Source organism: Priestia sp. P5_B4, assembly GCF_056400385.1.
Genome location: NZ_JBFULJ010001080.1, coordinates 1 through 1,145 on the forward strand (window position 1 = coordinate 1; position 1,145 = coordinate 1,145).

The 1,145-nt window shown below is 41.0% G+C and carries 2 protein-coding genes; both read right to left on the reverse strand.

Features of this window, described 5'->3' with window-relative positions; genetic code table 11:
- Positions 1-435: CoA-transferase (locus AC1DRF_RS28950; RefSeq protein ID WP_477742431.1), on the reverse strand; the 435-nt coding region annotated here is incomplete at its 3' end.
- A 1-nt stretch (position 436) separates the two neighbouring features.
- Entirely contained in the window at positions 437-1,093 is a 657-nt protein-coding gene (locus AC1DRF_RS28955) for a CoA transferase subunit A (RefSeq protein WP_477742432.1), read from the reverse strand.
- Positions 1,094-1,145 lie beyond the last annotated feature (52 nt).

Here is a 1,145-nt window from a genome sequence, read left to right on the forward strand (position 1 = left end):
CGTATGAAGAGTCGTAACAATAACTTTTTTTGAGCCTTCTAATAAATCCATTGCTCCTCCTACGCCAAGAACACTTTTCCCAGGAACAGCCCAGTTTGCAATTCGGCCTGCTTCATCTACTTGAAGCACTCCAAGAATCGATACATTCACATGGCCTCCCCGTATCATGGCAAAGGAATCAGCGCTGTTAAAAAATGAGGCACCTTCCAAAACCGTGACGGGCAGCTTTCCAGCATTCACAAGTTCTGGATCTATATAACCTTCTTCAGGAGTAGGGCCAACGCCAAGAATCCCGTTTTCTGAATGTAAAAACACGTGAACATCGGGTAAAATATAATTAGCAACTAAAGTAGGAATGCCGATTCCTAAGTTCACTACATCTCCGTGACAAAGCTCTTTTGCAGCACGCGCAGCAATATATTGTTTGACGTTCATCTTATTGTTCTCCTTTCATTACGATATAAGTAACGTATAAATGAGGAGTTACAATTTCTTCAGGAGAAATCTGCCCAACTTCAACCACTTCTTCTACTTCAGCAATCACGATATCAGCAGCCGTTGCCATCATTGGATTAAAGTTTCTCGCTGATTTGCTGTAAATAAGATTTCCGAGTCGATCTGCTTTTTTAGCTTTTATTAGAGCTACATCTGCGTGCAGCGATTCTTGCAAAACATATTTCTTTCCTTTTAATACTCGTTCTTCTTTTCCTTCCGCAAGCTGAGTCCCTACGCTCACAGGCGTATAAAATCCTCCGATGCCTGCTCCTCCTGCCCTAATAGCCTCGGACATTGTTCCTTGCGGGATGAGCTCCACTTGGAGTTCTTGTTGTTGATAAGCGTGTACAACTTCAGGGTTGGAAGTAAAATAAGAACCTATGGCTTTTTTTACTTGTTTTTTTTGAACCAATACACCTAATCCTTTTCMAGGTTCACCGAGGTTATTACTAATAATCTCTAAATCTTTAAGGTTTGATTTGGCGATCGCTTCAATCAGACTAAGCGGGCTTCCAACAAGACCAAATCCACCTACCATAATGCGTGCGCCATCTGTTATTTTTTCTATTGCTTCTTCGCGCGTGATGATTTTGTTCATTTTGTTTCCTCCTTTTCTTTTTATATTTMACAGCGCTTTACACGAAAAAAAC